We start from the raw sequence: 17,709 nt of genomic DNA, 5'->3' as shown, positions 1-17,709 counted from the left end.
CCGGTTTGTGCCACAGTGCGACGCATCTTCTTGATCACGTGTTCACAACGGCTGAGCTGGGAGGACGCCCCGGGGGCCGGTGGGAGGGCGCCGCGCCCGCCCCGCACACGGCGGCGGGCGCGCCCCGAGGAAGGGCGCGCCCGCCGCCGGAGTGCGGTCGCGTGCTCGGCCGCGGCCGGGTCAGCCGGCGTAGATCTTCTCGATCTCCGCGCTGAACTGCTTGGCCACCACGTGCCGCTTGACCTTGAGGGACGGGGTCATGTGGCCGCCCTCCTGGGTGAAGTCGACCGGGAGGATGGCGAACTTGCGGATGGACTCGGCGCGGGAGACCGCCTTGTTGGCGTCGTCCACCGCCTCCTGGACGGTGGCGACGAGGTCGGGGTCGTCGACCAGGTCGGCGATCGAACCGGTCTTGTCGTGCTGCCCCTTCCAGAACTCGAACGCCTCCTCGTCGATGGTGATCAGCGCCGAGACGAAGTTGCGGTTGTCGCCGACCACCATGCACTGGCTGATGATGGCGTGGCCGCGCAGGCGGTCCTCGATCACGGCCGGGGCGACGTTCTTGCCGCCCGCCGTCACGATGATCTCCTTCTTGCGGCCGGTGATGGTGAGGTAGCCGTCCTCGTCCAGGGCGCCGAGGTCGCCGGTGAGGTACCAGCCCTCCTTGTCGAACGCCTCGGCGGTGGCCTTCTCGTTGCCCCAGTAGCCGCGCATCACGTGGTCGCCCTTGACCAGGATCTCGCCGTCCTCGGCGATCCGGTGGGAGACCCCGGGCAGCGGCGGGCCGACCGTGCCGATCTTGTTCCTGCGCGGGCTGTTGACGCAGGTGGGCGCTGAGGTCTCGGTCAGGCCGTAGCCCTCCAGCACGGTGAGCCCCACCCCGCGGAAGAAGTGGCCCAGGCGGTCGCCCAGCGCCGAGCCGCCCGACACCGCGTAGCGCGCCTGCCCGCCGACCGCCGCCAGGATCTTGCCGTAGACCAGCCGCTCGAACAGGGCGTGCCGCAGCCGCAGCCCCAGCGGCACCCGCCCGGTGTCCAGCGCGCGGCTGTAGGCGATCGCGGTGTCGGCCGCCGCCCTGAAGATCCGCCCCCGCCCCTCGGATGTGGCCCGCTGCTCGGCCTTGTTGTAGACCTTCTCGAACACCCGCGGCATCGCCAGCAGGAAGGTCGGCCGGAAGGACCCCAGCGCGTCGATCACCTCGGGCCCGGTGGTGGGGAAGTGGCCCATCACCGTGTGGGACTCGATGCAGCCCACCTGGATGATCCGGGCGAAGGAGTGCGCCAGCGGCAGGAACAGCAGCGTGGAGCGGCCCTCGATAGTGAAGACCTCCTCCAGCGGGCCGTTGATCGTGTTCAGGATGGTGAACAGCAGGTTGCGGTGCGTCAGTTCGCACCCCTTGGGCCGACCGGTGGTCCCCGAGGTGTAGATCAGCGTCGCCAGTTCGTCGGCGCCGCCCGCGCGGCGGCGCTCGTGGACGACCGTGTCGGCCACGTCGGCGCCGGTCTCCAGGAACGCGGCGAACCCGGGCCCCTCGATCTGCCAGACCTCGGCGAGGCCGTCCAGTCCGCCGCGCACCGCCTCGACGCGTTCGGCGTGCTCGGGCAGCTCCACGAAGACGGCCCTGCTCTGGGAGTCGCCCAGGATCCAGGCGATCTGCTCCTCGGAGGAGGACTCGTAGATGGGGACCGTCACCCCGCCCACGGACCAGATCGCGTAGTCGATGGTCGTCCACTCGTAACGGGTCCGCGACATCAGCCCGACCCGGTCGCCGTGCTGGACGCCGGCGGCGATGAGCGCCTTGGCGATGGCCACGACGTCGTCGCGGAACCGCGCGCAGGTGACGTCGCGCCACTGGCCGGCCTCCTGGCGGCGCAGGGCGACGGCTCCGGGCTCCTTCTCGGCCCGGGTGAAGAGCGTGTCGGGCAGCCGCGACTCGTCGGCGACCGTGACCTTCAGCGGAGTGCTGTATTCGCGCACCTGTTCTCTCCCGGACGGACGTAGTTCTGCGAGAGGGGACGAAACAGAAGGTAACAACTTTCGTTACCGCTGGGTAGAACGAGTTCTCGTCTGGTACCCGAAAGTGACCCGGCCTCAACGTGGGAGGCCTGCCGCCACGGGTGCCGAACGCGGAACCGGTGCCCCCTCCCGGAGGCCGCTACGCGGTGTGCCCGCCGAACCCGGGGATTCGCCCGGGATACCCCCGGTTTCCCCCGGGTGTCCCGACCGCACCCGCCCGGGTGCGGCTAACGTGACGGGCAGAGCCACCAACGGCCCGCCGACCGGGCCGCCCGGACCACCGGGACCACCGGGACATGCGAAACAGGGGCACCACCACCATGGCAGAGCCGAACCGCGACTCCACCGGATCCCAGGACATCATCGACGACGCCCTGCGGCTGGTCGACGCCTTGCAGCGCCGACTCATCGTGGCCGGCGTGCGCCGCGGCGCGGCGGCCCCCTCCTCGGCGCCGCCGCGCAAGGGCGACGTGTGGGAGGAGGCCGTCCGCGAGCAGTACCCCGAGCCCGAGCCCACCCCCGTGGAGCAGTTGCTCGGCATCGCCCGCGAGAAGGGCCCCGAGGTCGTCGGCCACCTCGGCCGCGCCGGGATGGCGCTCGCCGGCGCCCTCGGCGAGACCTTCAAGGTGGTCGAGAGCACGTTGGAGCGCCGCTCCCGCGAGGCCGCCGCCCGCCGCGGCGACACCCGCGCCGACTCCGGCTCCGGTGCGGACCCCGCCGACCCCGGGCCGCGCCAGATCTCGCGGGGCGGGTGACGCCGGCCGGGTGGCGCGCCCGCGGCCGGGGCCGGGGTGGGGCACTGGTCTATGCCACTGGTTTAATCCAATGGCGGCGCCCGCACCCCCGCGGCGCCGGTGCGTGCGGCGATGCAGACGAAGGAGCCGGCCATGCGGACGACGATCGGCGTGGACATCGGCGGCACCAAGGTGGCCGCCGGAGTGGTCGACCCCCAGGGGCGGGTCCACGACGTGGTGAAGCACCCCACGCCCTTCGCCGACGCCGAGGCGCTCGCTGACGTCGTGGGCGCGGCCGTCCGCGAACTGCGCGAGCGCAACGCCGGGGCCGACATCGCGGCCGTGGGGATCGGCACCGCCGGGTTCGTCGACGCCGACCGCGCCACCATCGTGCTCGCCGCCAACCTCGGACTCGCCGACGACCCCTTCAAGGAGCGCCTCCAGCGCCGCGTCGACCTGCCCGTGGTCGTGGAGAACGACGCCAACGCCGCCGCCTGGGCCGAGGCCCGGTTCGGCGCGGGCCGGGGCAGCGGCCACGTCGTCTGCGTCACGCTGGGCACCGGGGTCGGCGGCGGCGTGGTCATGAACGGCGAGATCCAGCGCGGCGGGTTCGGCGCCGCCGCCGAGTTCGGCCACTACCGGGTCGTGCCCTACGGCCGCCGCTGCGGCTGCGGCAACCACGGCTGCTGGGAGCAGTACGCCAGCGGCCGCGCGCTCGTCGGCGAGGCCCACGACCTCGCCCGGACCGACCCCGAGCGCGCGGCCCGGCTGGTCGAGCTGGCCGGCGGCGACATCGCGGCGGTCCAGGGCGGCGACATCACCCGGGCCGCCGTCGAGGGCGATCCCGGCGCGCTGGCCTGCTTCCGCGCCGTGGGGGAGTGGGTGGGGCTGGGCCTGGCCGACCTCGCCGCGATCCTCGACCCCGAACTCTTCGTCATCGGCGGCGGGGTCTCCGACGCCGGCGACATCCTGCTCGGCCCCGTCCGCGACTCCTTCCAGCGCAACGTCAGCGGCCGCGCCACCCGCCGCCTCGCCGGCATCCGCGTGGCGAGCATGGGCTCGGCCGCGGGGATCGTGGGCGCCGCCGACCTCGCCCTGCGCTAGCGTCCGCCGCCGGCCCCGCAGCCCGCCGGGCCGCCCGGCCGGTCCGCGGCGCTGCGCCGCGCCCGGCGCCGCCGGACCCCGGGGCCCACGGCGGCGATTGACCCGGCGCAGAAGGGTAGGGACACGGTGTGTCGAACTCGGACCTTCGCGTGCTCAGCTACAACGTGCGCGCCCTGCGCGACGACCCGGACGCCGTGGCGCGGGTGATCAGCGCCTGCGACCCCGACATCGTGTGCCTGCAGGAGGCACCGCGCCTGCTCGGCTGGCGGGCCAAGCGGCGCGAACTCGACCGCGCCACCGGCATGGTCCCCGCCATCAGCTGGCGCACCGGCGGCCTGGCCATCCTGTGCCGGCCGGGCGTCGAGGTCCGCCGCATCGGCCACCGCGTCCTGCGCCAGTACCCGGCCATGCACACCCGCACCCTGTCGATGGCGGCGCTCAAGGTCGACGGCAGCCCGCTGCTCGTCGGCTGCACGCACCTGGACCTCCACCCCGGCGCGCGACTGCACCACGCCGGCGAGGCGCTGGACCACCTCGGCGCGTTCGCCGCCGAGAACCCCGGCCCCTACGTGCTGGCGGCCGACGTCAACTGCCCGCCCGAGGGGTCGGCCTGGCGGCTGATCACCGCGGTGATGCACGACGCGGCCGGGGAGCACCCCTGGGGCGAGGCCGACACCTTTCCGGCGCGCCGTCCGCGTACGCGCATCGACGGGGTGTTCACCTCCGGCGACGTGCGGGTCCGGCGCGCGGGGGTGCCCGTCGACCTGGTGGACCCGGCCGATCTCGCCGCCGCCAGCGACCACCGGCCGGTGCTCGCCGACATCACCCTGTGAGCCGCGCGCGGAGGCGTGCGCCCGCCCCCGCCGGTCCCGGCGCGGGGGCGCCCCGGAGCGCCTCGCCCGCGCGGCCCCGTGCGCGCCCTCCACACGGGTGAGGGGAGCGGTCCCGGCCGGGACCGCTCACGCGGCGGCTAGCGCCACTCGGCCGTGAACGCCTGGGCGCACCGCGCGTCCGGGGAGTCGACGGCGGCCGACCGGTTGGCCCCCGCCTCCCACTGCACGGAGCCGTCCGGGGCGACCTTGACCAGCTTGTACTCGAACGCGGTGCCCTCGGGCAGGTCGACCTCGCCGCGCCACGTCGGGTAGGCGCCTTCGTCCGTGGCCAGCCGCACCCCGTCGCGCGGGTCCCACGACCCCAGCGCGGGGACCGAGCCGACGACACGCACCTCCTGCCCGTACCAGGTCTCGGCCCGGGCGCTGAAGGCGGCCGTGACGGTCGCGCACTCCTCGTCCGGCGACCCGCCTTCGTCGGCGCACGGCGCGCCCTCGGCGCACAGCGCGTCCACGTGCAGCGCGACGGCCCCGTTGGGCGGCACGGTCACCGTGACCTCGCCGCCCGACACCGCGTACCCGGCCGAGTCGCACGCCCCGTCGGCGCCGATCGTCCCGTTGGCCACGTCGCAGTAGCGGCCGTCGGGCAGGCCGGTGGCCGAGGTCACCGTCCAGCCCGAACCGCTCGCGTTGAACGCGGCGAACCCGCGCTCGCCCCGGTCGAAGGCGATGCGCGCCGCGCCGTCCTCGGCCCGCTCCACCGCCGGAGCCTCGCCCACGGCGTTGGTGAAGGTGGGCATGGCGTTGAGGTCCCGGTGCTCGCAGAACCAGCGCTCCCCCGAGCAGTCGGTGGGCGCGGTGATCGCCCCGGCCGGGTTGCCCGCCTCGGTCCCGGTGGAGGGCGGCCCCTGGGCGGTGGACTCGAACCGGTAGCTCGACATCACCTTGGGCGTGCCGTAGGGCTGGGCCAGGGTGAGCGCCTGGGCCAGCACATGCCGTTGGCCCATGGCCTGGTAGCTGATGGAGGGGTCGGAGCGCTGGGAGTCGTGGTTGTCCACGAAGACCACGGCCTGGTCGGACTCCACCGCCATGCCCGTGCGGACCGTCTCCAGCACGCTGTCCAGCCGGCCGTCGCGGATCTGCGCGCCGACCTGGTCGTGGTAGCGCTCGTCGATGACGTCGCCCAGGTGGGTGTAGCCGGGCGGCCGGATGGACTCCGGCCCGCCGCCGTCGAGCACCTCCTGGAAGATGTAGGGCCGGCCGCCGTAGCCGGGCACCTCGTCCAGCCGCGCGTAGATCGCCGCCAGGTCCGCGGCGGGGACGTGCTTGACGGCGTCGACGCGGAACCCGGCGACGCCGAGCCCGATGAGGTCGTTGAGGTAGTCGGCCACGGCGCCGCGCACGTGCGCAGAGCCGGTGTCCAGGTCCGAGAGCGCGACGAGTTCGCAGCCCTGCACCTCCGCCGGGTCGGTCCCGTCGGCGATGTCGCGGCGGCAGTCGCCGAAGTCGCCGTCGCCGTAGGGCACGGCGGGGTACTCGTACTTGGCGTAGGTGCTGCCCGCGCTGCCGGGCCCGCTGCCGACGGAACCCGAGCCGGTCATGTGGTTGACGACCGCGTCCACGTAGATCCGCACGCCGGCGTCGCGGCAGCGCGCCACCATGTCGGCGAACTCGGCGCGGGAGCCGCGCCGGGTGTTGTCGATGGAGTAGGAGACCGGCTGGTAGTCCTGCCACCAGGGGTGGCCCTCGCCGGGCAGGACGACGTGCTCCTGGGGCGGCGAGACCTGGACCGCGCCGTAGCCGTTGGGGCCGAGCACGTCCTCGCACTCCTGGGCGACGGACTCCCACCGCCACTGGAAGAGGTGGACGATGACGTCGCCGTTGGCCGGGGCGGCGGCCCCGCCGCCGGAGGCCGCCGGGCGCGGGGGAGCGGGGTCGGCGGCGGGGTCGGCGGCGGCCGTCGTCGTGGCGGTGGCGGCGGCGGGCCAGGCGGTGAGGGCCGCCGCGGCGGTGGCGTGCGGGTCAGGGCGGCGGACGGCGCGCGGGCGGGCGCCCTGACAGGCCCCGCCGATGGCGGAAGCGGGCGCGTCGGCCCGGGGCGGCGTCGGCGCCGCCCCCCGCTCTTCCCTGCCCGCTCTCGCTGTTGTGGGCGTCGCCCGCGTGCGCGCGCCCGGCCGGGCCGCGCGAGGAGGGGCGGGAGGCGCTAGGCGGCGGTCCCCGGCGGCTCGTCGGCCGCCCGGTCGGGTGCGCCCTCGGGGTCGGTGTCGGCCTCGCCGTCCGCGCCCCGCGCCTTGCGCTCCTCCCTCTTGCGGGCGCGCTCGGCCTTGCGGCGCGCCTTGCGCTCGGCCCGCTCCGCCCGCCGGCGCTCCTTCTTGTCGGCGTGCTGCTCCTTGCGCTCCTCCTTGGCCGCCGCCGCGAGCTCGGCCTTGACCGACTGCGCGTAGCGGTCCACGTACTCCTGGCCGGACAGCTCCATCAGCGCGTACATGATCTCGTCGGTGATGGCCCGCAGCACGCGGGGGTCCTTCTCCATGCCGTAGTAGCGCGAGAAGTCCAGCGGCTTGCCGAACACGACCTTGGGGCGGATCCCCAGCCGGGGGATCGTACGGCCGGGCGGCATGATCTTGTCGACGTTGATCATGGCCATCGGCACGACCGGCGCCTTGGACTCCAGCACCAGCCGGGCCACGCCCGTGCGGCCCCGGTAGAGGCGGCCGTCAGGGGAGCGCGTGCCCTCGGGGTAGATGCCCAGCAGCTTGCCCTGCTTGAGGACCTTCAGCCCGGTGCGCAGCGCCGCCTCGCTGGCCTTGCCGCCCGAGCGGTCGATGGGGATCTGGCCGACCCCGGTGAAGAACAGCCGGCTGATGAGGCCCTTGGGCCCGGTGCCGGTGAAGTACTCCGCCTTGGCCAGGAAGGTGATCTTGCGCGGCAGCGGCAGCGGGCCGAAGAAGTGGTCGGAGAACGACAGGTGGTTGCTCACCATGATCGCCGGACCCTGCCGGGGCACGTTCTCGACGCCCTCGGCGCGCGGCTGCCACAGCACCGCGAGCACGGGCCCCAGAATCGCCTTGACCACCCAATAGAACACCGGCACTCACCCTCGGACACGCGGGCCGCGCCGTGGCGTTCCCGCCGCGTCGGTCTTCCCGCTTCCATGAACGCTTCCACGAACAATCGTGGTCATCTTCCCATCGTCGGCGACCGACTACCAATATCGGGAAAAGTTACCCGCAGGTAGGGCCGGGTGGGCGGTCCCGGACGGCGCCCTCCGCGCGGTCCGCAGGCCCCGCCACCACGGGCGCGGGGCCACGCGGAGGCCGGGGGTACCGGCGGCGCGCGGCGCGTACTAATTTCGTAAAGTCGGGTCATACGCGCATCCGTGAGTCGAGGAGTCCTCATGCCGCCTGTCCCGGGCGCCGAACCCTACCGCTGCGACGGCGACGGCGCCGGGGTGGGCGTTCTGCTCTGCCACGGCTTCACCGGAAGCCCGGCCTCCCTGCGTCCCTGGGCCGAGTACCTGGGCAAAGAGGGCCTCACCGTCGACCTGCCGCTGCTGCCCGGCCACGGCACCACCTGGCAGGAGATGGCCACCACCACCAGCACGGAGTGGCTGGCCACGGTGGAGTCCGCGCTGCTGCGGCTGCACGAGTCCTGCCACACCGTCTTCGTCATGGGGCTGTCCATGGGCGGCGCGCTCGCCCTGCGCCTGGCCGAACTGCACCCCGACAAGGTGCGCGGGATCGTGGTGGTCAACCCCTCGCTCGCGCTGGAGAACTGGCTGCTGCTCGTGGCCCCCGCCCTGGCGCGGATCGTGCCCACCACCGAGAGCATCGGCGAGGACATCAAGAAGCCCGGCGTGGGAGAGGGCTCCTACGACAAGGTGCCCACGGCGGCCGCCGCGACACTCCCGAAGCTGTGGCGCGACACCAAACGCGACATGGCGGCCATTACGGCCCCCATCCTGGCCTACCGAAGTCCCCAGGACCATGTCGTCGGGCCGCGGAGTCTGCGTATCCTCACCAGTAGGGCGGTCAACGCCGAGCTGCGCGTCCACTCCCTGGACAACAGCTACCACGTGGCCACCCTCGACTACGACGCCTCAACCATCTTCGAGGGAAGCCTCGCGTTCGTCCGCGAGCACAGCAGGAGCGGGGAAGGGACGAAGCGATGACGCACCGCCGCGGCAACGGCCTGCTCGCGGACACCTATGTGCCGCTCATCGTGCTCCCGCCCGCCCTCGCCGACCTCATGCTCGACGCGCTGCGCCGCTCCGGCATCGCCGCATACGCCGTGCCGCTGGACAACGTGCTGGAGTCCGCCGACGCCCTCGACGATCCGCCCACCGACCACCTGCACGTCGATGCCCGCCAGCGCGCCGCCGCGGCCGAGATCCTGCGCGCCGAGCTGCCCGACCTGGAGCAGCACCGCTCCGAGCGGGGCGCGGCCGCCGCCGACTCCGGCGGAGCGGCCGGCGGCGGCGAGCCGGCCGAGGCCGGGCCCGGGCCCGCGGCCGCCGACCCCGCCCGCGACACCGCCGACGATGACGACGTGTGGGCCGACCTCGTCGCCCGCTTCTACGACGACGGCCGCGCCGGCGACGCCCCGCACTGGCCCGACGCCGAGAACCTCTCGGCGGGGGAGCGCTCCGGCGCCGACGGCGGCCGCGGGCGCGTCCCCGACCCGGGCGACCTGCTCGACACCCGCGAGCCCGAACCCGATCCCGAGCCCGACGACGAACCGCGCGCCCGGCTCATCCGCCCGGCCGAGACCACCGACCCCCAGGACCACTACGTCCCGCCCCCGCCGCCGCCCCTGCCCCGAGGCGACCTTGTCAGCCGGCTGTCCTGGGGCGGCCTGTTCGGCGGGCCGCTGGTCCTGCTGGGCTCGATGCTGCTGGGCGTCTCCCTGCCCGGCTGGGTGGCGTTCCTCGCCGTGGCGGCGTTCATCGCGGGCTTCGTCGTGCTGGTGGTGCGCATGGGCGACCGCCCGCCCGGCGACCAGGGGCCCGACGACGGCGCCGTGGTCTGAGCCCGGCGCCGCAGCACCCTCCCGGCAGCCCTCCCATGGCAGACACGGCCGACACAGCAGACACGGCACACACACTCCGGCCCGGCGCCGCGCCGACCGCGCCCGCCGCCTCCGCCGTGCCCACCGCCTCCGCCGTGCCCACCGCCTCCGCCGGCCCGGCTGCGGCGGGGGCCGCCGCGCGCCCCGGCTTCACCGCGCCCCTGTGGCGCGCCATCGCCGTCTTCCGGGTGGCGTCGCTGGTCTACGCCGTCGTGCTGGTGGTGCAGCACCGCGACCTGCTGGCGCACCCCTTAGGTGCCTTCGGCGTGCTGGCGGTGATGGCCGCCTGGACCGCCGGTTCGGCCTACCTTTATGCCCGCCCCAACCCGCCGCGCCGCACGTGGGCGCTGCTCGCCGCCGACCTCGCGCTGGCCTTCGGCTGCCTGGCGGGCACCGCGCTGGTGGTGGAGCCGGGCTACCTGCGCATGGGGCCGCCGCTGACCACCACCTGGTTCGCCGGCGCCGCCCTGGCCGCCGCCGTGATCGGCGGCCGCCGGTGGGCGCTGGGCGTGGCCCTCGCCCACGGGGTGGCCGACATCTGCGTGCGCCTCTCGCTGGGCCTGACCATCACCGCCGCCGTGCCGCGCGGTGTGGCGCTGCTGATGCTCGCGGGCTACGCGGTGGGCTACATGGCCAACTACGCCCACCTGGCCGAGCGCCGCTTCACCGAGGCCGTGGAACTCGCCGCCCGCACCCGCGAGCGGGAGCGGCTGGCCCGCTCCATCCACGACTCGGTGCTCCAGGTGCTGGCCCTGGTGCAGCGGCGCGGCGCCGAGGCCGGGGGAGAGGCGGCCGAACTGGGACGGCTGGCCGGGGAGCAGGAGGCCAAGCTGCGCGCGCTCATCGACCTGCGCGACGGTGCGGGAACCGGGATCGGCGGGCCGGGATCCGACGGCGCGGCGGGCGGCATCGGCACGCCCGCCACCGAGGACCTGGCCGCACGGCTGCGCGCCCGCGCCTCGGCCCGCGTCAGCGTCTCGGCCCCGGCGACCGAGGTCCGCCTGCCCCAGCACACCGCCGCCGAGATCGACTCCGCCGTCGGCGAGGCCCTGGCCAACGTCGATCGCCACTGCCCCGACGACACCCGGGTGTGGCTGCTGGTGGAGGACGAGGGCGACACCGTGGCCGTGACCGTCCGCGACGACGGCCCCGGCATGGCCGAGGACCGCCTTGCCCAGGCATGCGCCGAGGGCCGTATGGGCGTGGCCCATTCCATCCGCGGCCGGATCACCGACCTCGGCGGCACCACGATGGTCACCACCGCCCCCGGCCAGGGCACGGAAATCGAACTGCGCGTCCCGCGCTAGCCGCAGCCGCTGAGGAGAAGGGGAGCGGGGTCGACGGGATTGACTGTGGGTGTGCGGTCACCGGTCCCGCTTGCGGGTGCTGAGGCGGAGCCGGGGCACAGAGGGCGGCGGGTGGCGGCGGCAAGCGATTACCGGCACGCCTAGCAGAGGGCCAGGGCAGCGACGGGGCGGCGGCAGTGGCGGGGGTTCGGCCGGGCGGTCACCGGTTCGGGGTGCGGGTGGCTGAGGTGGCATCGGGGCGCCGAGGGTGGCGGCGGGTTGGGGTGTGCGGTCATCGGTTCGGGGTGTGGGTGGCTGGGGTGGCATCGGGCCGCCGAGGGTGGCGGGGGGCAGGGGCGGGCGGTCACCGGTTCGGGGTGCGGTTGGTCCGGGTGGCGTCGGGGCTGCGGGGTTGGGTGTTTCCTGGCGGGGGCGGGGGGTTGGTTGGGTGTCCGGGGCGGTGTGCGCCTGCCGGGTTGGGGGCGGGGCCGGTCGCGTGCGGTCGTTTCCCGCTTTGCGTCGGCCCCGAGTCCGTTCGTCCGGAGTGCAGAACCGGGCAAACCGGTCGTCGAAGCCCTTGGATCTCGCATGGTGAGACGGAATCGGGGTCTTTCACGACGATCTAGCATCCCCGGTCACCCGAACGGCCGTCAGCCCACACTCGTCGCCGTTGAAAAGCGGCATAGAGGGCAAAGTACCCCCTGTAGCCCCGAGATTGTCTCACCATGTGGACGCCTTGGGTGCCCGGCGGCCTCCAGGATCTGGGCGTGGCAGTCGAATGAAAGCGCAAATGGGGCAATGCACCCCAAAGCGAGCGGGCGTGGGTCGACGATATAGCGGTTTGCGACCCCCTGCCTCGCCACCAGGCCCGATAAGCGCGACCGGCCAGGCCGCCCCCGGGCCTGTCTCGCCCTCCCGCCCGGCCGCAGCCACCGGAACGGGGGGCCGCCGAGCCCCACCCCACGGCCTTCGCCGCCCCGACGCCACCTCGACCACCCCGGGCCGGGAGCCGATGACAGGGCGACCAACCCCCGCCGCCCCGATGCCACCCCGCCCCCGCCTCCGGCCCCGGTGGCCGCCCGGCCGGACCTCCGCCGCCCTCGCCGCTCCGTCGCCACCTCGATCACCCGAGGCCAGGCCGATGACGGGGTGGCCAGCCCCTGCCACCCTCGCTGCCTCGCTGCCACCGTAACCCTCGACCGCCAGAACCGATGATCGCCCGGCCGGACCCCCGCCGCCCTCGCCGCCCCGTCGCAACCGCAACCCCCCACCGCCAGAACCGACGACCGCCTATCCGGACCCCCGCCCCCTCGGTGTCGCGTGGTGTGATCGTCCCCCCGCCCCCCGGCGGCCTGTCCCGTCGGTGGCCCGTCGCCCGCAGTGGTCGGCGTCCCCGGGGGTCAAGGGCGGCGCCGCTACCGCCGTCGGGGCGGGGTGCCCTGCTCCTCTACGGGGTGCGGCCGGCTCTAAAAAATTCCGAATCAGAAAAATTTCCCATTCGGAAGTTTTTGGGTAGGGTGGCCGCATGGACGCCGAGGACCCCGCCCCTCCCGGGCTTCGCGAGCGGAAGAAGCAGCGGACCCGCCTGGCGCTCAGCTGGGCCGCCATCCGGCTGTCCGTCGAACGGGGGTACGCCAACGTGCGGGTCGAGGACATCGCCGACGAGGTCGGGGTCTCGGCACGCACCTTCAGCAACTACTTCGCCAGCAAGGGCGAGGCCATCGCCGCTCGCCAGCTGGACCGGGCGCGGCTCATCGCCGACGAGCTGCGCGCCCGGCCTGCCTCGGAGCCCCTCTGGACCGCCATCCGCAACGCCGCGCGGGCGCGGATCGCCCTCGACCGCCCCACCGACGGCCAGGCAACGCCCGACGACCAGTGGATCGCCGGTGTCCGGCTGATGCTCACCGAACCCGCCCTGCAGGCCGAGATGTTCCGCATCAGCGCCGCAGCCCACGACGCGCTGGCCGCCGCCGTCGCCGACCGCGTCGGCGTCGACCCCGAGGACCTGTACCCCCAGCTCGTTGCCGGTTCGGTGGGGGCCGCCATGCAGGCGGCCATGCGGCGGTGGCTGCGCGCCGACCCGCCCGGCCCGTTCGCACCGCTGCTGGACGACGCCATCGGCAGGTTGCCCGCCGGCCTGCCCCCGCCCTGACCGTCCCGCACCCCGACCGCCCCTGCCCGTCCCCGCCCGCCTTCAACTTCCCGGGCTTCCCATCCCTTCAGAGCCCGACCGACGCGGGCCCGCTTCTCGTGCCCATCCGGGCCCCGGCCTTCCGCAAGCCCACCGGCGCCGTTCAGACCCCCGCCCCAGTCCCGGCCCTGACCTCAGTCCCGCTCCGACCGGCCAAGACCGGCACCACCGAACCCGTCACCACTCCACGCCCCGGCCACCCCGGCCGCGCCGGGGCGGCGTCCGCCATGCCCGCGATCCCCGACCCACGGAGGAACCCATGCCCGCCAACGCACCCATCCCCGCACCTGTCCCCGCCCCCACCGCACCTACCGCCGCCACCGCCGCCACCGATGTCGTCATCGCCGGAGCCGGCCCCAACGGGCTGATGCTCGCCTGCGAACTCGCCCTCGCCGGGGTGCGGCCCATCGTGCTGGAGCAGCGCACCGAACCCGCCACCGACAACCGGGCCAACGGCCTCGTCGGCCGCGTGGTGCCGCTGATGCACCGGCGCGGTCTGCGCCGGCGCCTGACCGGGGACACCGAGCCGCCCGTCCCCAATGACGTCTTCGTGTTCGGCGCGCTCCTGCTGGACCTCCGCCTGGCCGCCGACAACCCCCTCCACGGCCTGCCGGTGCCGCAGCGGCGTATCGAGGCGATGCTGGCCGAGCGCGCCGCCGAACTCGGCGTGGAGGTCCGCCGGGGACACGCCGTCACGGGCCTGGTGCAGGACGCCGAGGCCCACCCCAACACCGGCCCCACCCCCGGCCCCACCCCCGACCCCGACCCCGACCCGACCGCCGCACCTGACCCCGCCGCCGTCACCGTCGAGGTCGCCGGGCCCGCCGGCGCCTACCGGTTGCGCGCCCGCTACCTGGTCGGCGCCGACGGCGGGCACAGCGCCGTCCGCAAGCTCAGCGGCATCGGCTTCCCCGGAGTCACCAAGGACAACACCGTCACCCGGACCGCCCACGTCAGCGTCCCGGCCGCGCTCGTCGACCCCGCCACCGGCGGCCTGGACGTCCCCGGCTACGGCCCCGTCCCGCCCTTCGCCCACCACCGCACCGACCACGGGCTCATCGCCTTCGCCCCGTTCACGCCCGAGGCTCCACTGCTCAGCGTCACCGAGTGGACCGACCCCGGCGCCGCCGTCGGCGGAGACCCCGACACCCCGCCCACCCTGGCCGAGCTCCGCGACAGCGTGCGCCGCGTGCTGGGCGCCGACGTGCCGCTCGCACCCCCGGCCGGCCCGGGGCCGCACGTGCTCCGCCGGGTGCTGGGCGGCAACACCCGCCTGGCCGACCGGTTCCGCGCGGGCCGCGTCCTGCTGGTCGGCGACGCCGCCCATGTGCACTCCGCCATGGGCGGACCCGGCCTCAACCTGGGCCTGCAGGACGCCGTCAACCTCGGCTGGAAGCTGGCCGCCGTGGTGCGCGGCCGCTCCGCGCCCGGCCTGCTGGACACCTACGAGGCCGAGCGCCGCCCGGTCGCCGAGCGCGTGAACATGCAGACCCAGGCGCAGTCCGCGCTGATCGCGCCCGGCGCCGACGTCACCGCCCTGCGGGAGCTGTTCACCGAGCTGCTGCGCCTTCCCGACGTCGTCCAGCACGTCGCCGACACCATGGCCGGCGCCGACGTCCGGTACGACATGGGCCTGGCCGACCCCCACCCGCTCGTCGGACGCTGGGCGCCCGACCTGGTGCTGGAGCCCGCCGACGGCGGCCCGGCCCAGGCCCTGGACGCCCTCACCCGTGACGCCCGTCCGCTGCTGCTGGACCTCACCGGAAAGGGGGAGTACGCGGCGGCGGCCGAGAGCTGGGGCGACCGGGTGCGCGCCGTCACCGCGCGCCCTTCGGGCGCGACACCGGCTCCCGCCCGCGCGCTGCTGCTGCGCCCGGACTGCCACACGGCGTGGGCGACGGCGGCGGAGCAGCCCACCGACCGCGACCTCGGCGACCTGCGCGCCGCGCTGGAACGCTGGTTCGGGCCCGCCCACTGACGCACCGGTGGGTACCGGCCGGAACCGTCCTCCGCACCGGCTGTCCTTGCGCCGGCTGTCCTGCGCACCGGCCCTCCGCACACGCCGCACCGGCTGCCCGTCGCGCCGGCCGTCCTCCGCACCGGCGCGCCTCCACCCGCCCGTCCGCGCGGGTGCGGCCTGTCGGGTCCGCCCGCACCCCCGCAGGCGGCACCTGACAGGTCCCCCCGACGGCCGCGTCCGGCCGGCGCAGACCTGGCCACCCGGTCGTCCCCGGTCACCAGGTCCCGGGCAGCCCTGGCACTCGAAGCCCGATCCCGGTCCCCCTCCCGGTCCCGATCCGACTCCACGCCGCCAGACGCAGCCACCCGGCGGCGAACCCGGGACCGGACCCGCCCCTTCACACCAGCGGCGGCCCGTCACCCGGTTCCTCCTGGTAGGAGTAGCGCTGCTCCTTCCAGGGGTCCGCCCGGTTGTGGTAGCCGCGCTCCTCCCAGAACCCGCGCCGGTCGGCGGTCAGGTACTCCACCGCCCGCACCCACTTCACGCTCTTCCACCCGTACAGGTGGGGCACCACCAGCCGTACCGGGTGGCCGTGCTCGGGGGCCAGCGGGGCGCCCTCCCGGTGGGTGGCCAGCAGCACGTCGTCGGCCAGGAAGTCGCCGATGCGCATGTTGGCGCTGTAGCCGTACTCCGCCCACACCAGCACGTGGGTGACCGAGGGCGCCGGGGGCGCCAGCTCCACCAGCGTGCGGGTGGAGACCCCGCTCCAGGCGACCTCGGGCATGGTGAACCTGGTCACGCAGTGGAAGTCGGAGACGGTCCGCACGCGCGGCAGCGCGTCGAACTCCGGCCACGTCCACCGGTACTCGCCCAGGCTCTCGGTGAACCCGTAGACCCGCAGGTCCCACCGCTCGGGCCGGAAGCGCGGCACGGGCCCGTAGTGCAGGGCGGGCCAGTCGCGCGGTACGTACTGCCCCGGCGGCAACGGCTGTTCCGACAATCGGTTCTCCTCGGTGCGCTCTCCCTCACATCCTGCCAGGGCCGTACCGCCGAGCCACTCCGCCCCTCAGCCGCCCGGGCCGCCGCAGGGGTGCGCTATAGTCGCTTCCATGCAGCACAGCTTTTGGCGCTTTTATGGCTACCGGCCCACGGCTAGGACGGTCGCCCGCCAAGCGCTGCGCTGACACGGACGACATCGAAGAGCCCCGGGCCGGTAACCGGCCCGGGGCTCTTTCGTGTCGCTGGGCCGGTCCGGTCCCGGACCCGCCCGGTGCGCCCGAGCACGCCAGCCACGTCCGGCCACGGACGCACACGACGCCGAAGGGACAACCACCATGGTCATCGTCATGGGGCCAGGAGCAACACCCGAACATATCGACAACCTCGTCGACCTCGTCGCGAGCGCGGGAGGCGAGGCCTACGTCACGCGCGGTGTCAGCCGCACCATCATCGGTCTGGTGGGCGACGTGCGGCAGTTCGAGACCCTGGACCTGCGCGCCATGCCCGGCGTCAGCGACGTCCTGCGCATCAGCGTCCCCTACAAGCTCGTGAGCAGCGAGAACCACCCCACCCGCTCCACCGTCCGGGTGGCCGGGGTGCCCATCGGCGGCGACCACCTCACCGTCATCGCCGGGCCGTGCGCGGTCGAGACCCCCGACCAGACCCTGCGGGCCGCCCAGATGGCCAAGGCGGCCGGTGCGGCGCTGCTGCGCGGCGGCGCCTACAAGCCCCGCACCTCCCCCTACGCCTTCCAGGGCCTGGGCGAGGCCGGCCTGAAGATCCTGGCCGACGTGCGCGCCGAGACCGGCCTGCCGATCGTCACCGAGGTGGTCGACGCCGCCGACGTCGAGCTGGTCGCCGGCTACGCCGACATGCTGCAGATCGGCACCCGCAACATGCAGAACTTCGCGCTGCTCCAGGCGGCCGGCGAGGCGGGCCGCCCGGTCATGCTCAAGCGCGGCATGAACGCCACCATCGAGGAGTGGCTGATGGCCGCCGAGTACATCGCCCAGCGCGGCAACCTCGACATCGTGCTGTGCGAGCGCGGCATCCGCACCTTCGAGAAGGCCACCCGCAACACCCTGGACATCAGCGCGGTGCCGGTCGCCCAGCGGCTGTCCCACCTGCCGGTGATCGTCGACCCCTCGCACTCGGGCGGCAAGCGCGAACTGGTGCTGCCGCTGTCGCGGGCGGCCATCGCGGTCGGGGCCGACGGCATCATCGTCGACGTCCACCCCCACCCCGAGACCGCGCTGTGCGACGGCCCGCAGGCGCTGGTGGACTCCGACATCGCCGAGCTGGCCGACATCGCCGCCACGCTGCCCGCGCTGCTGGGCCGCACCCTCACCCCCGCGCCCGAGCCGCGGCGCGAACCGGTCGGGGTCTGACGGCCCGCCTCTGCCGGCCCGCCAGGCCCACCCGGCCCGCCCCTTCGGCTCCGCTCCGCCCGGCCTTGTGCGCCGACCCGCACGCGTCGCAACGGCGGCGGCCCCGGTTCCGACCGGAACCGGGGCCGCCGCGG

At 74.8% G+C, this 17,709-nt stretch carries 13 protein-coding genes; 9 read left to right on the top strand and 4 right to left on the bottom strand.

The window, feature by feature from the left end:
• Positions 1-180: 180 nt before the first annotated feature.
• Positions 181-1,977, bottom strand: a complete 1,797-nt coding sequence (locus HNR12_RS05945) for an AMP-dependent synthetase/ligase (RefSeq protein WP_179766556.1) — start codon at positions 1,975-1,977, stop codon at positions 181-183.
• A gap of 359 nt (positions 1,978-2,336) precedes the next feature.
• Here HNR12_RS05945 and HNR12_RS05940 point away from each other — a divergent pair, with 359 nt between their 5' ends.
• The 3 genes from HNR12_RS05940 to HNR12_RS05930 all read left to right on the top strand — a co-directional run bounded on the left by HNR12_RS05940 (position 2,337) and on the right by HNR12_RS05930 (position 4,687).
• On the top strand, positions 2,337-2,771 hold the full coding sequence (locus HNR12_RS05940) for a hypothetical protein (RefSeq protein WP_179766555.1): 435 nt from the start codon (positions 2,337-2,339) through the stop codon (positions 2,769-2,771).
• Positions 2,772-2,903: 132 nt separating this feature from the next.
• Positions 2,904-3,854: an ROK family glucokinase gene (locus tag HNR12_RS05935; protein WP_179766554.1), complete on the top strand. Its 951-nt coding sequence runs from the start codon at positions 2,904-2,906 to the stop codon at positions 3,852-3,854.
• A gap of 128 nt (positions 3,855-3,982) precedes the next feature.
• Positions 3,983-4,687, top strand: a complete 705-nt coding sequence (locus HNR12_RS05930; protein WP_179766553.1) for an endonuclease/exonuclease/phosphatase family protein — start codon at positions 3,983-3,985, stop codon at positions 4,685-4,687.
• A 137-nt stretch (positions 4,688-4,824) separates the two neighbouring features.
• Here HNR12_RS05930 and HNR12_RS05925 read toward each other — a convergent pair whose 3' ends face one another.
• Both HNR12_RS05925 and HNR12_RS05920 read right to left on the bottom strand, forming a co-directional pair.
• On the bottom strand, positions 4,825-6,501 hold the full coding sequence (locus HNR12_RS05925; RefSeq protein ID WP_338119726.1) for a carbohydrate-binding module family 20 domain-containing protein: 1,677 nt from the start codon (positions 6,499-6,501) through the stop codon (positions 4,825-4,827).
• A 386-nt stretch (positions 6,502-6,887) separates the two neighbouring features.
• Positions 6,888-7,772: a 1-acyl-sn-glycerol-3-phosphate acyltransferase gene (locus tag HNR12_RS05920; RefSeq protein WP_179766552.1), complete on the bottom strand. Its 885-nt coding sequence runs from the start codon at positions 7,770-7,772 to the stop codon at positions 6,888-6,890.
• Between the two features lie 309 nt (positions 7,773-8,081).
• Between HNR12_RS05920 and HNR12_RS05915 the strand changes: the two genes are divergently transcribed.
• The 5 genes from HNR12_RS05915 to HNR12_RS05895 all read left to right on the top strand — a co-directional run bounded on the left by HNR12_RS05915 (position 8,082) and on the right by HNR12_RS05895 (position 15,206).
• Positions 8,082-8,855 carry an alpha/beta hydrolase gene (locus tag HNR12_RS05915; RefSeq protein ID WP_179766551.1) on the top strand — a complete coding sequence of 258 codons (774 nt, stop codon included), beginning with the start codon at positions 8,082-8,084 and terminating at the stop codon, positions 8,853-8,855.
• Positions 8,852-9,712 carry a hypothetical protein gene (locus HNR12_RS05910; RefSeq protein WP_179766550.1) on the top strand — a complete coding sequence of 287 codons (861 nt, stop codon included), beginning with the start codon at positions 8,852-8,854 and terminating at the stop codon, positions 9,710-9,712. Before HNR12_RS05915 ends, HNR12_RS05910 begins: the two co-directional genes overlap by 4 nt.
• Before the next feature lie 134 nt (positions 9,713-9,846).
• Entirely contained in the window at positions 9,847-11,058 is a 1,212-nt protein-coding gene (macS, locus tag HNR12_RS05905; RefSeq protein WP_338119725.1) for a MacS family sensor histidine kinase, read from the top strand.
• 1,504 nt (positions 11,059-12,562) lie between these two features.
• Complete coding sequence (locus HNR12_RS05900) at positions 12,563-13,189, top strand: acyl-CoA-like ligand-binding transcription factor (protein ID WP_179766548.1); 627 nt, start codon at positions 12,563-12,565, stop codon at positions 13,187-13,189.
• Positions 13,190-13,487: 298 nt separating this feature from the next.
• Positions 13,488-15,206, top strand: coding sequence for an FAD-dependent monooxygenase (locus HNR12_RS05895; protein WP_179766547.1), 1,719 nt, complete (start codon positions 13,488-13,490; stop codon positions 15,204-15,206).
• Positions 15,207-15,585: 379 nt separating this feature from the next.
• On the opposite strand, the gene HNR12_RS05890 is transcribed toward HNR12_RS05895, so the two are convergent.
• Positions 15,586-16,188, bottom strand: coding sequence for a molybdopterin-dependent oxidoreductase (locus tag HNR12_RS05890; RefSeq protein WP_179766546.1), 603 nt, complete (start codon positions 16,186-16,188; stop codon positions 15,586-15,588).
• A gap of 334 nt (positions 16,189-16,522) precedes the next feature.
• Between HNR12_RS05890 and aroF the strand changes: the two genes are divergently transcribed.
• Positions 16,523-17,575 (top strand): 3-deoxy-7-phosphoheptulonate synthase, encoded by a 1,053-nt coding sequence (aroF, locus tag HNR12_RS05885; RefSeq protein WP_179766545.1) that lies wholly within the window; start codon positions 16,523-16,525, stop codon positions 17,573-17,575.
• The last annotated feature ends 134 nt before the right edge of the window (positions 17,576-17,709 follow it).

The sequence above is a fragment of the Streptomonospora nanhaiensis genome (genome assembly GCF_013410565.1).
In the GTDB taxonomy this organism is placed as follows: domain Bacteria; phylum Actinomycetota; class Actinomycetes; order Streptosporangiales; family Streptosporangiaceae; genus Streptomonospora; species Streptomonospora nanhaiensis.
This window is presented reverse-complemented; position numbering and strand designations above follow the sequence as displayed.